Origin of the sequence: Streptosporangium sp. NPDC004379, assembly GCF_042873875.1 — a bacterium.
GTDB lineage: Bacteria > Actinomycetota > Actinomycetes > Streptosporangiales > Streptosporangiaceae > Streptosporangium.
Genome location: NZ_JBIAMC010000006.1, coordinates 39,671 through 53,300, shown reverse-complemented (window position 1 = coordinate 53,300; position 13,630 = coordinate 39,671). Strand labels below are relative to the sequence as shown.

At 70.0% G+C, this 13,630-nt stretch carries 15 protein-coding genes and 1 riboswitch; of the genes, 9 read left to right on the top strand and 6 right to left on the bottom strand.

The features are described 5' to 3' along the window. The first annotated feature begins 192 nt into the window (after window positions 1-192). The 5 genes from folP to ACFYSC_RS14705 are packed head-to-tail and all read left to right on the top strand — an operon-like array spanning window position 193 to window position 2,819. Window positions 193-1,044, top strand: coding sequence for a dihydropteroate synthase (folP, locus tag ACFYSC_RS14725; protein WP_389961219.1), 852 nt, complete (start codon window positions 193-195; stop codon window positions 1,042-1,044). Beyond that, window positions 1,041-1,481, top strand: coding sequence for a nuclear transport factor 2 family protein (locus ACFYSC_RS14720; RefSeq protein ID WP_362933464.1), 441 nt, complete (start codon window positions 1,041-1,043; stop codon window positions 1,479-1,481). The genes folP and ACFYSC_RS14720 overlap by 4 nt, the downstream gene beginning before the upstream one ends. After that, window positions 1,478-1,864, top strand: a complete 387-nt coding sequence (folB, locus tag ACFYSC_RS14715) for a dihydroneopterin aldolase (protein WP_362933467.1) — start codon at window positions 1,478-1,480, stop codon at window positions 1,862-1,864. The genes ACFYSC_RS14720 and folB overlap by 4 nt, the downstream gene beginning before the upstream one ends. Continuing rightward, a complete protein-coding gene (folK, locus tag ACFYSC_RS14710) occupies window positions 1,861-2,358 on the top strand; it encodes a 2-amino-4-hydroxy-6-hydroxymethyldihydropteridine diphosphokinase (protein WP_389961217.1) in 498 nt (165 codons plus the stop codon). The genes folB and folK overlap by 4 nt, the downstream gene beginning before the upstream one ends. Further along, complete coding sequence (locus ACFYSC_RS14705) at window positions 2,355-2,819, top strand: DUF3180 domain-containing protein (protein WP_389961215.1); 465 nt, start codon at window positions 2,355-2,357, stop codon at window positions 2,817-2,819. Before folK ends, ACFYSC_RS14705 begins: the two co-directional genes overlap by 4 nt. 145 nt (window positions 2,820-2,964) lie before the next feature. Here ACFYSC_RS14705 and ACFYSC_RS14700 read toward each other — a convergent pair whose 3' ends face one another. Beyond that, window positions 2,965-4,191: an NADH-quinone oxidoreductase subunit D gene (locus ACFYSC_RS14700; protein WP_389961213.1), complete on the bottom strand. Its 1,227-nt coding sequence runs from the start codon at window positions 4,189-4,191 to the stop codon at window positions 2,965-2,967. A 17-nt stretch (window positions 4,192-4,208) separates the two neighbouring features. Continuing rightward, window positions 4,209-5,489: an aminotransferase class V-fold PLP-dependent enzyme gene (locus tag ACFYSC_RS14695; RefSeq protein ID WP_389961832.1), complete on the bottom strand. Its 1,281-nt coding sequence runs from the start codon at window positions 5,487-5,489 to the stop codon at window positions 4,209-4,211. Between the two features lie 242 nt (window positions 5,490-5,731). After that, a riboswitch (SAM riboswitch) is annotated at window positions 5,732-5,847 on the bottom strand. Window positions 5,848-5,970: 123 nt separating this feature from the next. On the opposite strand from ACFYSC_RS14695, the gene ACFYSC_RS14690 reads away from it, so the two are divergent. Continuing rightward, window positions 5,971-7,170 carry a cytochrome P450 gene (locus ACFYSC_RS14690; protein ID WP_389961211.1) on the top strand — a complete coding sequence of 400 codons (1,200 nt, stop codon included), beginning with the start codon at window positions 5,971-5,973 and terminating at the stop codon, window positions 7,168-7,170. 155 nt (window positions 7,171-7,325) lie between these two features. Here the strand turns inward: ACFYSC_RS14690 and ACFYSC_RS14685 are convergent, their stop codons facing one another. Together ACFYSC_RS14685 and ACFYSC_RS14680 are read right to left on the bottom strand one after the other, a co-directional pair. Next, the gene (locus ACFYSC_RS14685) at window positions 7,326-7,679 is read right to left on the bottom strand and encodes a hypothetical protein (RefSeq protein WP_389961209.1); all 354 of its coding nucleotides are present in this window, start codon (window positions 7,677-7,679) and stop codon (window positions 7,326-7,328) included. Next, window positions 7,676-8,146, bottom strand: a complete 471-nt coding sequence (locus tag ACFYSC_RS14680; RefSeq protein ID WP_389961207.1) for a hypothetical protein — start codon at window positions 8,144-8,146, stop codon at window positions 7,676-7,678. The genes ACFYSC_RS14685 and ACFYSC_RS14680 overlap by 4 nt, the downstream gene beginning before the upstream one ends. A 1,711-nt stretch (window positions 8,147-9,857) precedes the next feature. On the opposite strand from ACFYSC_RS14680, the gene ACFYSC_RS14675 reads away from it, so the two are divergent. Beyond that, window positions 9,858-10,637: a GntR family transcriptional regulator gene (locus tag ACFYSC_RS14675; RefSeq protein ID WP_389961205.1), complete on the top strand. Its 780-nt coding sequence runs from the start codon at window positions 9,858-9,860 to the stop codon at window positions 10,635-10,637. A gap of 2 nt (window positions 10,638-10,639) precedes the next feature. Here ACFYSC_RS14675 and ACFYSC_RS14670 read toward each other — a convergent pair whose 3' ends face one another. Beyond that, window positions 10,640-10,894 carry a hypothetical protein gene (locus tag ACFYSC_RS14670; protein WP_389961203.1) on the bottom strand — a complete coding sequence of 85 codons (255 nt, stop codon included), beginning with the start codon at window positions 10,892-10,894 and terminating at the stop codon, window positions 10,640-10,642. A 652-nt stretch (window positions 10,895-11,546) separates the two neighbouring features. Between ACFYSC_RS14670 and ACFYSC_RS14665 the strand changes: the two genes are divergently transcribed. After that, window positions 11,547-12,050, top strand: a complete 504-nt coding sequence (locus tag ACFYSC_RS14665; protein WP_389961201.1) for a hypothetical protein — start codon at window positions 11,547-11,549, stop codon at window positions 12,048-12,050. Between the two features lie 391 nt (window positions 12,051-12,441). Continuing rightward, on the top strand, window positions 12,442-12,948 hold the full coding sequence (locus ACFYSC_RS14660; protein WP_389961199.1) for a DinB family protein: 507 nt from the start codon (window positions 12,442-12,444) through the stop codon (window positions 12,946-12,948). Between the two features lie 26 nt (window positions 12,949-12,974). On the opposite strand, the gene ACFYSC_RS14655 is transcribed toward ACFYSC_RS14660, so the two are convergent. Continuing rightward, window positions 12,975-13,478, bottom strand: coding sequence for a pyridoxamine 5'-phosphate oxidase family protein (locus tag ACFYSC_RS14655; protein WP_389961197.1), 504 nt, complete (start codon window positions 13,476-13,478; stop codon window positions 12,975-12,977). Between the last annotated feature and the right edge of the window lie 152 nt (window positions 13,479-13,630).

Below are 13,630 nucleotides of genomic sequence, written 5' to 3'. Positions count from 1 at the left end.
TTCCGAGCGCTTCCTCGATCGGCTGGCCGGGAAAGGCGACCCACGCGGGAGATGATCGCGAGAAGTGCCGTCCACCGCTCCGTGCGCCGTCCCGGCGCCGCCCGTCCCCCCGACCGGCCGGAACGGACCCGTCCTCTCGCAAGCCGGACCCACGATATGGGCGAAGCATGGGGAACGCCTAGGCTTGTCGGCATGACTACGTGGAAGGTGCCGGGGGTGCCCGGTCGCGGCCGGTGCCTGGTGATGGGCGTGGTCAACGTGACCCCCGACTCGTTCTCCGATGGCGGCCGCTGGTTCGACCCGAAGGTCGCCGTACGGCACGGTCTCGAGCTGGTCGAGCAGGGCGCCGACATCGTCGATGTGGGAGGGGAGTCCACCAGGCCCGGCGCGGCGCGCGTGCCGCTCGACGAGGAGCTGGCCCGGGTCGAGCCGGTCATCCGGGAGCTCAGCCGCGCGGGCGTCACGGTCAGCGTCGACACCATGCGGGCCGAGGTCGCCCGCGCCGCGGTGGACGCCGGGGCCGTGCTGGTCAACGACGTCAGCGGCGGGCTGGCCGATCCGGAGATGCCGAGGGTCGTCGCCGCGACCGGCGTTGCGTACGTGGTCATGCACTGGCGCGGCCACAGCCACGCGATGAACGACCGCGCGGTCTACGGCGACGTCGTGACCGAGGTACGCGAGGAACTGGCCAAGCGGGTGGCCTCGGTGCTGGCCGAAGGCGTCGCCGAGGAGCAGATCGTGCTCGACCCGGGACTGGGTTTCTCCAAGAACGCCGAGCACAACTGGGCCGTGCTCGGCGGGCTCGACCGGCTCGCCACGCTCGGCTACCCACTGCTCATCGGAGCGTCCCGGAAGCGTTTCCTGGGAAGGCTGCTCGCCGATCCGGACGGTACGCCACGGCCCTTCGACCGCAGCGACGACGCCACGCTCGCCGTGACGGCCATCGTCGCCCGGCAGGGGGCGTGGTGTGTGCGGGTGCACAACGTACGCCCGAACGCGGACGCCGTCCGCATCGCCGCAGCCGTCCAGGGAGCGAGAGCATGAGCGTCGACACCACCGCCGTCGAGACGGTCAACCAGTCGTTCTACACCGCGATCGAGAACGCCGACCTCGACCGGATGACCGAGATCTGGGCCGAGGACATGGACGGCCGGCAGGTGAGCTGCGTGCATCCCGGGTGGCCGATCGTGTCGGGCCGCCCGGAGGTGCTGCGCTCCTGGGCGCTGCTCATGGCCAACACCCCCTACATCCAGTTCGTGCTGACCGACGTCCGGGTGATGGTCATGGGCGACGTCGCCATCCTCACCTGCGAGGAGAACATCCTCACCGCGGGCGACGAAGGTGATTCCAGCTTCGCCGCGGGCAAGGTGGTGGCGAGCAACACCTTCGTCAGGACGGCCGAGGGCTGGAGGCTCTGGCTGCACCACGGTTCGCCCGTGCTGCAGAGCGACGACGACGAGGAGGAGGACGAGGCGGCGTGACAGATCCGACAGGCACCGACCGGATCAGCGTGCGGGGGTTGCGGGCGAGAGGACGGCACGGCGTGCTCGCGGCCGAGCGGGAGCTGGGTCAGGAGTTCGTCGTGGACGTCACGCTCTTCCTCGACACCGCCCCCGCGGCGGCAGCGGACGACCTGACGAGGACCGTGCACTACGGTGAGCTCGCCCAGGAACTGGTGAAGGTCGTGGAGGGCGAGCCGGTAGACCTGATCGAGACGCTCGCCCGGCGTCTGGCCGACGTCTGCCTGGCGTACGAGCCGGTGGAGTCGGCCGAGGTGAGCGTCCACAAACCGGCCGCGCCGATCCCGCTGCCGTTCGACGACGTGGTCGTGACGATCAGGAGAAGCCGGGAGGGCCGCGGATGAAGGTCGTGCTGGCGCTCGGCAGCAACCTGGGCGACCGCTTCGACACCCTGCAGGGCGCGCTGGACGCGCTCTTCGACGCGCCGGGGCTGGCCTTCGTCGCGGTGTCGCCGGTCTACGAGACCGACCCGGTCGGCGGCCCCGAACAGGGCCCGTACCTCAACGCGGTGGTGATCGCCGAGAGCTCCCTGGACCCCCGGACGATCCTCGAACGCGCCCAGAACGTGGAGAACGCCTTCGGGCGGATCCGGATGGAACGCTGGGGCGCCCGCACCCTCGACGTCGACCTCATCACGGTGGGGGACGTCGTCTCCGGCGACCCGGAGCTGACGCTGCCGCACCCCCGGGCGCACGAGCGGGCGTTCGTGCTGGTTCCGTGGTCGCGGGTCGATCCGGAGGCGACGCTGGCCGGGCGGCGGGTCACCGACCTGCTGGCCGGGCTGGACCAGGAGGGCGTGCGGCCGCGCGCGGATCTGACGCTGCAGAGGCCCGAGTGAGGCCCAGCCGCCCCGACGTGATCGTCGGGCTCATCGTCGTGTTCGGCGTCCTCACCTGGGTCGCGCTGAAGCCGTTCTACTCGTCCCTGCCGACCGTGCCGTGGACGGCGATCCCGACCGTCTTCCTGCTGGCGCTCGGCGAGGCGTACACCGGATGGATGACCAGGGCCCGGATCGAGCGCAGGCCGGACACCAAACCCGTCGAGCCGATGGCGGTGGCCCGCCTGGCCGCCCTGGCCCAGGCGTCGGCGTACGGCGGAGCCGTCTTCGCGGGCGTCTTCGCCGGGTTCGCCTTCTACACCGCGGACCTGCTGGAACAGGGCGTGCCACGCCGTGACTTCTTCATCGCCGGCGGCTCGTTCGTCGGCTGCGTGGTGCTGGTCTGCGCGGCGCTGTACCTGGAGCACTGCTGCCGGGTGCCCAAGGACCCCACCGAGAAGGGCCGGGAGGCCGGGCACTGAGGAGTCCCGGCCTTTCCCGCCGGTCGGCCACCCGGTGACCGTCCGGAGGCCGGGAGCGGCCGGGGAGCGGTGACCGGCCGGACCGTCTCCGGGGTCCGTCTTTCACCGGGGACGCCGGACCCGGACGCCGGGTCCGGCGGCGGCGTCACTTGTCGATGTCGCCGACCACGAAGAACATCGAGCCGAGGATGGCCACCATGTCGGAGACCAGGTGGCCGGGGAGCATCTCGCGCAGCACCTGGACGTTGTTGTATGAGGCCGAGCGGAGCTTCAGCCGCCACGGGGTCTTCTCGCCGCGTGAGACGAGGTAGTAGCCGTTGAGGCCGAGCGGGTTCTCCGTCCAGGCGTAGGTGTGGCCCTCGGGGACCTTGAGCACCTTGGGCAGGCGCTGGTTGATCGGCCCCGGCGGCAGCTCGCGCAGCCGTTCCAGGCAGGCGTCGGCCAGGTCGAGGGAGACCTTCACCTGCTCCAGCAGCACCTCGAACCGGGCGTGGCAGTCGCCGGCCTCCCGGGTGACGACCCGCACCGGCAGCTCGCCGTAGGCGAGGTAGGGCTCGTCCCGGCGCAGGTCCATGTCCACGCCGGAGGCACGGGCGATCGGGCCGCTCACGCCGTACTGCATGATCGTCTCGCGGTCCAGGACGCCCACCCCGCGGGTGCGGGCGAGGAAGATCTCGTTGTCCACGATCAGGTTCTCGATGTCGGGCAGCCGCCGCCGCACGTCGGCGACGGCCCGCGCCGCCCGCTCCGACCAGCCCTCGGGCAGCTCCTCCTTCAGGCCGCCGACCCGGTTGAACATGTAGTGCATCCGCCCGCCGGAGACCTCCTCCATCACGGCCTGGAGGGTCTCGCGCTCACGGAACGCGTAGAAGACGGGGGTGATCGCGCCGAGCTCCAGCGGGTAGGAGCCGAGGAACATCAGGTGGCTGAGCACCCGGTTCAGCTCGGCCAGCAGCGTGCGGGTCCAGACGGCCCGGGGCGGCGTCTCCATGCCGATCATCCGTTCCACCGCGAGCACCACGCCCAGCTCGTTGGCGAACGCCGACAGCCAGTCGTGCCGGTTGGCCAGCACGATGATCTGCCGGTAGTCGCGCACCTCGAACAGCTTCTCCGCGCCGCGGTGCATGTAGCCCACGACGGGTTCGGCCGAGCTGATCAGCTCTCCGTCCAGGGTGAGCCGCAGCCGCAGCACCCCGTGGGTGGAGGGGTGCTGCGGTCCGATGTTGAGGACCATGTCCTCGGTGGCGAGCTCCTTGCCCTGCGCGCCGGGAGCCACCGGCCCGTCAGCCGGGGCCGGCCGTACGGCCTCCGCCCCGGCCCCGATGCCCACGTGCAGCTCCCGGGACGCCCCTTCGGTGCGACGCTCACTCATAGGGCTATGCTCCCACGTCAGCGTCGCGCGGCAATCTCCCGCAGGGCGGACACCAAGCGGTCCACGTGCTCGTCGACGGTGCCGATGCCGATCGACGCGCGGACGGCCGAGGCGGTCCCGTCGTCGCAGCCGCCGTCGGCGGCGTCCGGCCGCCGCGGGTCGCGGTCGGCGTCCGGGCGGTGGGCGTCCAGGAGGTGCCGGACGAAGGGGTGGGCGCAGAACCTGCCGTCCCGGACGCCGATGCCGTACTCGGAGGACAGTATCTCGGCGACCTCCCGGGCGGTACGGCCGGCCACGGTGAAGGAGACGATGCCGACGCGGGGATGGGCGGGGTCCCACAGGGACAGCTCACGAACCCCCTCGATCCCGGCGATCCCGGCACGCAGCCGGGCGAGGAGACGCTCCTCCTCGCGGACCAGCGCGGTCCAGCCGGTCGCGGTCAGCGCGTCGCAGGCGGCGGCGAGGGCGACGGCGCCGAGGACGTTCGGGGTGCCGGCCTCGTGGCGGGCCTCGGGGTCGTCGTGCCAGTCGGCCTCCCCGCCGTCCGCGACCGCCCGCACCGCACCCCCGCCGCGCAGGTACGGCTCGGCTCCGGACAGCCAGTCCGGGCGGCCGATCAGCGCGCCCGTGCCGAACGGCGCGTAGAGCTTGTGACCGGAGAAGACCACGTAGTCCAGGTCGAGCGCGGTCAGGTTGACCGGGCGGTGCGGGACGAGCTGGGCGGCGTCCACCAGGACGCGGGCGCCGTGCCGGTGGGCGATGTGCGCCAGCGCGGCGATCGGCCACAGCTCCCCGGTGACGTTGGAGGCGGCGGTCACGACCAGCAGCTTGGGGCCCTCGATTTCGGCGAGCGCCCGGTCCGCGGCGCGGACCGCCTCACCCGGGAACGCCGGCGGCGCCAGCCGTACGGCACGCCGCCACGGCAGCAGCGAGGCGTGGTGCTCGGTGTCGAAGACCACGACCGTGGTCCCCTCGGGCAGGCAGCGGGCCAGCAGGTTGGTGGCGTCGGTGGTGTTGCGGGTGAAGACCACCGCGTCGTCCGGGCGGGCCCCGGCGAAGGCGCGGACCGTGTGCCGGGCCCGCTCGTAGCGGGCGGTGGTGAGCTGGGAGGCGTAGCCGGCGCCGCGGTGGACGCTGGAGTAGGCCGGGAGCGCGGCGGCGACGGCGGCGCTCACCGGCTCCAGACAGGGCGCGCTGGCGGCGTAGTCGAAGTTGGCGTAGGGGACCAGCCGGCCGCCGCGGACCGGGACTTCGAGGTCAGCGCCGAGCACCGCCGGGATCCGCCGGGCCTCGGGCACGCGGGTCCCGGGGAGGGTGCTTCCCGGTACGGCGGTTCCCGGGACGGCCGGGGTGCTTCCGGCGGCGGGGGCGGCGGTTTCCGGGGCGGCCGGGGCGTTTCCGGCGGCGGTTCGCGTGGTGCGGTCGGCCACGTCGCCGGAAGCGGTGTCGGCGGGGGCGGTGGAGGCGAAGATCGTCAGGGTGGACACGCCCGTGCTCCTTAGGAGGTCATCGGACCCCAAGCCACGGCGTCGATGCGTGGAGTCCGCGCTTGCCCGGCGCACCTCGCGCCGGACCAGGTCCTCACCCGGGGCACCCCGCCGCGGACGCGAGGGTTGCCGGCCAGCTAGCCGGGGCTTGTCGCTGGCACTCATGACCTACCGGGGACTATAACCGACGACAGCGGCCCCGCCGCAAGCTCCGTGTCTCGGAATGCGGACAGATGTCTCGTGGATCTCCGGGGCCTTGGGGCCCGGCCACCTGGGACATTACGATGTCTACGTGCGCTTTGATCCTTGGAATCCGGAATTCGTCGCCCACCCTTACGACGTCTACGACGAGCTGCGACGCGAGCGGCCGGTCGGCTTCTTCGAGCCGACGGGCCAGTGGCTGATCGCCCGGCACGCCGACGTCAACGCGCTGCTGCGTGACCGCCGGCTGGGCCGGTCCTACCTGCACGTGGCGACCCACGCCGAGTTCGGCAGGCCGGACGACCCGGAGTTCCAGGACCCGTTCTGGCGGGTGATCAGGGCCGGGATGCTCGACGTCGAGCCGCCGGTGCACACCCGGCTGCGCCGGCTGGTCTCCAAGGCGTTCACCCCGCGCATGGTCGAGACGCTGCGCCCCAAGGTCGCCCGGATCGCCGGAGAGCTGGTCGAGGCGTTCGCCGAACGCGGCGGCGGCGACCTCATCTCCGAGGTGGCCGAGCCGCTCCCGGTGACCGTGATCGCCGAGATGCTCGGCGTGCCCGAGGCCGACCGGCACCTGCTGCGGCCCTGGTCGGCCGACATCTGCGGGATGTACGAACTCAACCCCTCGGTCGAGGCCCAGCACACCGCCGTACGCGCGGCCGAGGAGTTCTCCGCCTACCTCGTCGAGCTGGCGCGTGCCCGCCGTACCGACCCCGGCGACGACCTGATCAGCGCGCTCGCCCAGGTGGCCGACGAGGGCGACCGGCTCACCGAGGAGGAGCTGGTCGGCACCTGCGTGCTGCTGCTCAACGCCGGGCACGAGGCCACGGTCAACGTCACCGGCAACGGCTGGTGGTCGCTGTTCCGCAACCCGGCCGAGCTGGAACGGCTGCGCGCCGACCACGGCCTGCTGCCCAGCGCGATCGAGGAACTGATGCGCTGGGACACCCCGCTGCAGATGTTCGAGCGCTGGGTGCTGGAGGACATCACCGTGGGAGGGATCGACATCCCGCGCGGCTCGGAGGTGGCGCTGCTGTTCGGCTCGGCCAACCGCGACCCCGAGGTCTTCGCCGACCCCGAGCGCCTCGACGTGGGCCGGGTGGACAACCCGCACATCTCCTTCGGCGCGGGCATCCACTTCTGCCTCGGCGCGCCCCTCGCCCGGATCGAGCTGATCGAGTCGTTCGGCGCCCTGCTGCGCCGGGCCCCGAAGATGGAACTCACCGCCGAGCCGACCTGGGGCCCCGGCTACGTCATCCGCGGCCTCACGGCCCTCGACGTGAGGATCTGAACCCGTCCGTACGCCCTGCGGAGGTCGAACCGGACTCGCACCTTCACGGAAGGGCGGGACCGGCTTCGGTCCGGAGACTCGGCCCAAGGACATGAACCGACTCGGATCAGGCCGACTGCCTGCGATGACGTCTGGTTTCGCCCGGCGGTCGCCGACTACTCGGTGTCCTTGGGATGTCGAGGTGAGGCGTAGATCACCCATACGGTGCGGGTGTCGTCATCGATGGCATAGCGCACCCGCCCGCCGCTGGTGACTTCGAATTCCCACTGTTCCAGATCCTTGCCGTTGTGGCGATGAGTCGCGAGATCACCGCGTAGGCGATGCTGACGATCATGACTGGATCGCGAACGGGGGTCGGCCCGCAGTACCTCGAAGCATCGGCGCGTATTGGCCAGAGCGTGGCGGCACAGCTCTTCCCAGCCCCTGACCGCGTCACCGGTACCGAATCGAACATCCCACTCGCCATCCGGTGGTGGCACCGTGACCCGGTCTCCGCGCTTGGGGCTCACGCCGAAACCCGCACGGGGCCGAAGTCGCCGCTCGTGGGCTTTCGGGCTTCGGCGTGGAGTGCGGGGTCGGCCTTGATCCTGGCGGTGGCCCGCCAGCCCGCGATGACCTCCTGGCTTGTGGTGTCGACATCCAGCTCAGCCGCGTCGGACAGCGCTTCGACCAGTTCCAGGGTGAAGGCGCGAAGCTCGTCCACCGACAGATGGCGAACCCAGGGGAAGACCTCCGGCATGGCGATGACCAGTGCGCGTGCGGTGGGGTCATGCTTGATCAACGCAAGGAACAACCGGGACGCGGTGGCCAGCGTTTGTTCGCGCTCTTCTTCGCGGTCCGCCGCGGTCAAGTAGAAATCCGGGGCGTCCCGATGCGTGACGCGCACGCGCCCCAGGCGCGCCGCGCGCTCGGCGACCGCGCGGGGATTCCGTGAGAGATCGGAAAAGGTCACCGCGTCGGCCTGGCTGGTGCTCACCTCTCGAATGTACATCAGAACGTATTCTGATGTCAGTCGGTCAACCCGGGAGGTCGCCTGTTGATCGGTGCCGAGTTCTGGGAGCGCGTCCCTGCGGAGGGTGAACCGGCCGGGAGCCCCCGCTCCTGCTGGCTGCGGGGTTACTCGGCTCGGATCGGTGATCGACTACCTGGGCCGGTCGATTGTCCTGCGGCTCTCCGCGCAACCCTTTCGGCATTCGGTATGACCGAAGATGTATTCGCTCTATGCGAAGCATGGCGCCGCCCATTGTTCCGACCATCCGCTGGCTGAGCCCCTGACTGAGATCCTCCGTTATGTGTACGGGCCCCACTGGAGTACCAGCGGCCCGGACCGTGTTCTCGGACCGGCCGCCAGGGCATGGCGGTGCGGGACGGGGGCGCTCCGCACCGCCATGCCGGTTCAGGGTGCGGCCACGTCATCCCGGCGGTTCGGTACGGCGTGCCGCCGCGCCGATCCCCGGATCGGCGCGCTGGAGCGGGAGCCAGGGAGTCGGCGGCGGGTGCGGCCCGGAGCCCCTCCGCCCCAGGCCGCACGTCGGCGACGCGGTGACGCGCACCCGAAGGCCGGCCCGCCGCCGCGTCCGTTCATGGGTGGCATCACGCCGGTGGAGCGGGCGCCAAGCCCACTCAAGGGGTCGTGGAACCCGCCGGGGAAGGCGGAAGGCCCGTTCCGGGAAGCCCACGGCCCGTAACACCTCGGAGCGGGCCGGATGACTCGGCCGTCCCTTCCGCGATGCCGCGCGGGCCGGGCATCCGAGCCGCCTCCTCCTGCCGGGCGACCTCGGCCCGAAGCTCCTCGAAGGTGTCGGCGTCCACGGTCCGGTACGGCGGGCCGTCCCACCGCGACCCCTCGGCGAAGGGGCGCTCCCGGCTGGCCCAGAACCGTCCGGCGTCGCTGCGGATGATCCGCCACCCGGGAATCGCCGGTCGGGATCGTGCGGTCTCGGGCTGTTCCACGGGTCGGACCTCCGTCATCGCGTCCAGGGCCTGTCCGCACGTCGGTGACGCCGGACGGATCGGTTCCAGGGGTCGTGCGGGTCCTGCTGCTCATGCGGGTCTCACCGTTCGTGTCGGTGGTCGCATTGGTCTCGCCGTTCCCATCGGCACGGGGAGGAACGGGGACCTCCGGGCTCCGGGACTCCTGCGGGACGGGTTCCTGAAGGACGAGCCGCGCATCCGGGGCGCGCCCGGCCGTCGGGGCCCGCCGTACGGGGGCCGGGGGCCGTCGGACCGCCGGGACGCCCGGCTCGGGGCGGCGCTGGGCGGGGACCAGGGGGATCACCTCGGCCGGCGCCACGGCGGAGGGCGGCGCGAAGCGCGGAACGCGCCTCGGCCCCAGCCGGTGACGCGCCTCCATCCGCGCGGCCATCAGCTCACCGGACGGCTGCGCGTAGTCGTGGTCGGCGGCTCGGCCGGGGCAGCCATGCGCGTACGGCGGGTGCCCGCAGTGGGCACACCCCATCGGCATCGGCGGCCCGTCGGCGAAACAGCCGCATCCGCTTACCGCGACCCGGTCGAGGACCGGAGCACTAGTGTTCGTCATGGGTCAGGAGCCACTTCCTGATCAAGGGCTCGTCAGACGTTGCGAGCGTCCTGGCGGGCCCGTCTAAGTGTCGTAGGACACATAAAGTTAAGGCCGGTCAGGCTTGTCGTCAAGAAAATGGCCTACGACACTTCGGTAGGGTGCTCATATGCATCCAGATCCTCAGTCACCCGCGCAGCGCATCGTGGCCGATCTGCGCGACGACATCGCGGCTGGTCGCCTGCCCGCCGGAGCCAAGCTGCCCTCCGTCCGGGATCTCGCCGAGCGCTACGACGTGTCACGCAGTACGGCGAGCAAGGCGCTGATCCTGCTCAGGAACGAAGGGTTGGTGGTCACCCGGCATGGCTCGGGCGCCTACGTGCGTGAGTCGTATCCGATACGCCGGTTGGGGCCGGATCGCTACGCGCGGCACCGCTGGGAGCGGACCGACGTCGAGGCGTTCGCCACCGGCGCGCCGGGCAGCGATTCCACCCGGCAGCAGGGGCGCCAGACACAAGACGTGTCCCTGGTGACCGCCGACGAAACGGTTGCCGTCGCGCTCGGTGTCGAGGCGGGCTCTCCGGTGTACGAACGGGCACGCGTCATGACCCGTGACGGCGTCCCCACCCACACGATGACCTCGTACTATCTCCCCGCCCATGTCGAGGGCACGCCCCTGGTCGATCCCGCGCCCGGGATCGCCGGTCCGGGCGGCGGGTTCCGCGTGCTGGCCGACCGGGGTCTTCCCCCGCATGAGATCACCGAGGACATCCAGGCCCGCATGCCCACGGCCGAGGAGACCCTCCTCCTCGATCTCCCGTCAGGGGAACCGGTCGTGGAGGTGCGGCGTGTCACCCGTACGGCCGACGGTCAGGCGGTCGAGTACGCGCGTGGTGTGCACGCGGCGAGCCGGTTCGTGTGGTCGTACACCTATACCATCCCCGACTGAGCTCACGGGATGGTGCCGGAACGGCGTTCGGGCCGGATGGCGCGGTGGTGTGCCGCCATTTGCTCCTGAAACGGTGCGCGGGCGCGTGCGGGGGCCGGCGTCGGTGCGGCCCGGCGCCGGTGGATGCCGAAGCGAAGCAGCATGTGGGTACCCAGCAGCCGTTGATCGCTCTTTGCCTGCGATGGTCCCGGGAAGCAAATCGCATGCATCAGAGTTTCAATCAGTAGTATTTTGGCAACTGAGAGTAGTGTCGCCACTGATAATCCTCTATTATTTGGCAATAAGTGCGCGTATGCTAACAAGAGGTTGAAGTTGTAATAAACGGACAAACTTCGCAAAGTGATACAAATACACCTAGAAGACTTTAAATATCCTGTTTGGAAATAACGATTTGAGTGATCCATGGAGATTCTTCAGTGATTCTAGCCATCGCTGGCTAACGTTCACGGCATGGGTCAGGCAGGTCAGGGTTATGTGCGCCAAGGGGCATGTCGATGTGGACCACCCTCGGATGAGTGTGTAGCGGATGATGAAGTGTTGACCCATCATGCGAAGGTTGCGGGCGAGTTTCTTAATGCGCCCCGCATCGAGACTGAACGCGAGGTATCCGTTCTTCGGGGGAAGCTGACCGTTGAAGAGGCTACCCGTTACCGCCGCAGGCGAGCCAGTGCCGCAGCCATACAGGCGGCAGCCGACAAGGCGGGTGCCCGCTACACCACAGCCGGTCGATTGCGAGAGGCGGGCTTCGCGGTGGTGCATACACCGGGAAGTGAGGTCAATGGCCCCCATGTTTCAGTGGTATGGCCAGCCGACGACCCGTTGGAGAGGCAGGACATTCCCTGGCCGGATCATGTGGCCGCAAGGTTCGCTGACTGTTTTATTGGGCATTTTTAGGCGGAGGTGGTTCCCATGAACCTTGACTCCCTGGTGAAGGGAGGCCGTCTGCCGTGGCGCCCGAACGCTCGGTCAGAGGGCCTGGAGGTCTTCCATCGGTATGAGATTCCCCTCACCGGTACCTTCCAAATGGACCAGGAGACGGTTCTCTTCACGATGGTCTTCGAGGGGGATGGAGAGCTATCGATCTGGGCTTACGTCAAGTTGGACGAAGAGGTGGTAGCCGGTCTGTCCGGTTTGACCTTCGAGTCACTTGAGACGTTGGACGAGTGGGTCGATGATCAGTTTCTGGGTCGAGAGGCTGTCCTCGCGATCGTCCGAGAAGACAGAATCGGATCCCGTTGGACACGGATGCACGTTGGCTCTGGCCTGCTGGAGGCGGCAGATGCGTTCCTTACCGCCGTCATTCAAAGTTTAGATCGTGTCGAAGACACCGCCAGTAGAATCCGCGCCAAGATGGCCGGACTTGACGCTGCGCGATCGGAGCTTCCCGGTGGTCCGGAGCTTTTGAAGCTTTGACATCGGCGCGTGTTAATTCCTCCTTCCTTTTCGGTTTCTGCGGTCGAAAAGGAAGGAGCGTTCATTCAAGCATTTGATTTCGCCGCTGAGCGGCATAAGAGCAGCCTGAGCGGCTGTATCAGCGGCGACTGCGCCGAGGCCGCCACGAACCTGCCCGGTGTCGTCGCGAGCCGCGACAGCAAGGACCTCTCCAGCCCGCGGTTCCAGTCGCCGCCCTCGAAACGGCCCTAACGGTCCTCTGCCCCTGTCACCCAGGCCGAGCCCCGAGCCCCGGGCGGCGTGGCGGCGTGGCGGCGTACCCGCTATGTTCCCCGGAGCAGCACGGGTGCCTGCCGGAATGCGACGCCGGTACGGCCCGGCGCAGGGAATCGCCGATCGGAGGGGACAGGCAGTGACCACAGAGCGGATCGGGCCGCCGTTGACCGCGGGGGAGCGCGAGACGCTGCGCGCCTTCCTCGACTACCACCGAGCGACGCTGGCCATGAAGTGCGACGGGCTGTCCGACGAGGAACTTCGGCGGCGGTCGATGCCGCCCTCGACGCTCTCGCTGCTCGGCCTGGTGCGCCACATGGCCGAGGTGGAGCGCACGTGGTTCCGCAAGATCATAAACGGCGAGGACATCCCGCTCGTCTGGTCGGACGAGAACGACTACCAGGTGGCCTACGACGCGAGCGCGTCCACCCGCGCGGAGGCGTTCGCCGCCTGGCAGGCGGAGGTCGAGCACTCCCGCCGGATCGAGCGGGAGGCCGAGTCGCTCGACGTGACGGCGTACAACCCCAGGTGGGACGAGAAGGTGTCGCTGCGGCTGGTGATGCTGCACCTGATCCACGAGTACGCCCGCCACAACGGGCACGCCGACCTCCTGCGCGAGGGCGTGGACGGGACCGTCGGCGCCTGAGCCGCCGCCGGGGGAACCGGTGACGGTCAGGCGGGGAAGCGGTAGCGGGTCTGGCTGTAGGGCGCCTTGCCGAAGGCCAGCACCTTCGCCGGGGTGACGCCGAAGACCAGGGCCCGCCGGCCGTCGCCGCCGCGGAACGCCCCGTCGGCGACCGCGTAGTCCCAGTCGAGCTTGCTCTTCCATCGTTCCGCGAGCCTGCCGAGCAGTCCCTCGTCGGTCACCCGGACGGCGGTCCCCTCCACCACGACGTCGAGCCCGGACCTGAGCCGGTCGGTGCCGGTGGTCAGGACGCAGCGGGGCTCGTGCTCCAGGTTCCTCGCCTTCTGCTCGCCGGGGCCGGTGCTGAAGTGCAGCGCCCCGTCGAGCCAGATCGCCGGGAGCGGCGTGACGTGCGGACGCCCGTCACGGCGTACGGTCGACAGCCAGAACATCTCCGCCGCCGACAGCACGCCGGCCACCTCCCGCCACGGCCGCGCCTCGGCGCCGGGCTCGCTGAACCCCTCGTGCAGCTCTGTGATCGGCTCGAACATGGGAATGTCCTCCTTCTCCGGGCGTGTGCGTCCCTACCCGGGGACAGACCGCCCGGCGGAGGAGAACTCATCGTTCCAGAGCGGCCCCCTGCCCGGCAGGCTCCGTATCGATCATGAGTCATGGCGTCGAATCCGCGGTTCACCGACCGGTC

What these genes read in the sequence shown, in the direction of transcription:
- folP (WP_389961219.1), top strand. Translation starts at nt 193, where the DNA reads ATGACTACGTGGAAGGTGCCGGGGGTGCCCGGTCGCGGCCGGTGCCTG.
- ACFYSC_RS14720 (WP_362933464.1), top strand. Translation starts at nt 1,041, where the DNA reads ATGAGCGTCGACACCACCGCCGTCGAGACGGTCAACCAGTCGTTCTAC.
- folK (WP_389961217.1), top strand. Translation starts at nt 1,861, where the DNA reads ATGAAGGTCGTGCTGGCGCTCGGCAGCAACCTGGGCGACCGCTTCGAC.
- ACFYSC_RS14700 (WP_389961213.1), bottom strand. Translation starts at nt 4,191, where the DNA reads ATGAGTGAGCGTCGCACCGAAGGGGCGTCCCGGGAGCTGCACGTGGGC.
- ACFYSC_RS14675 (WP_389961205.1), top strand. Translation starts at nt 9,858, where the DNA reads ATGCATCCAGATCCTCAGTCACCCGCGCAGCGCATCGTGGCCGATCTG.
- ACFYSC_RS14665 (WP_389961201.1), top strand. Translation starts at nt 11,547, where the DNA reads ATGAACCTTGACTCCCTGGTGAAGGGAGGCCGTCTGCCGTGGCGCCCG.
- ACFYSC_RS14655 (WP_389961197.1), bottom strand. Translation starts at nt 13,478, where the DNA reads ATGTTCGAGCCGATCACAGAGCTGCACGAGGGGTTCAGCGAGCCCGGC.